The sequence below is a fragment of the Winogradskyella rapida genome (assembly GCF_042675845.1).
GTDB classification, from domain to species: domain Bacteria; phylum Bacteroidota; class Bacteroidia; order Flavobacteriales; family Flavobacteriaceae; genus Winogradskyella; species Winogradskyella rapida.
In genome coordinates this window covers 1-464 of sequence record NZ_JBHTKM010000057.1, presented here as the reverse complement: position 1 = coordinate 464, position 464 = coordinate 1, and the positions used below count along the sequence as shown (strand labels likewise).

General features: G+C 24.6%; 1 protein-coding gene. It reads right to left on the bottom strand.

The window, feature by feature from the left end:
- Positions 1–327, bottom strand: a 327-nt coding sequence (locus ACFQ13_RS07340) for a hypothetical protein (protein WP_386115738.1), incomplete at its 3' end; no start/stop codon positions are given.
- Positions 328–464: the final 137 nt, after the last annotated feature.

Here is a 464-nt window from a genome sequence, read left to right as displayed (position 1 = left end):
AGCTTCTCCTTTCCATTTAGCGTTTTCTTTTTCAATTTCGTTATAAGTCAAAATTTCAGATAAATTTATAGTCCTTTTAGTTATACCAATTAAAGTTTTTACTATCAATTTTTCTTTATTTATTATTAATATATTGTGATTTATTAAATGATAAATTGATAATAATCCAAAAAGTAAAAAAGGAATACTAATAAATAAAATTTCAGTTTTTTCAATACCAGAAATAGTCAGCTTAATTCCTAAAAAGCTAAAAATAATTCCACCTAATATTAGAATTATTATATTAGATGTTTTAATTTCAGATTTTATAAATTCCTTACTTTTCATTAATAATTTCTGTCGTTTTTTTAGCTTACAGGTAACGTGTTTGTGTATGGTTAGTTGCGTAGTTGGGTAGCTAATTTAGCAAACTTTCACGAACCAGAGAAAATTCCGCAGGAATTTTCGCAAGTAAGCAGAAAAAA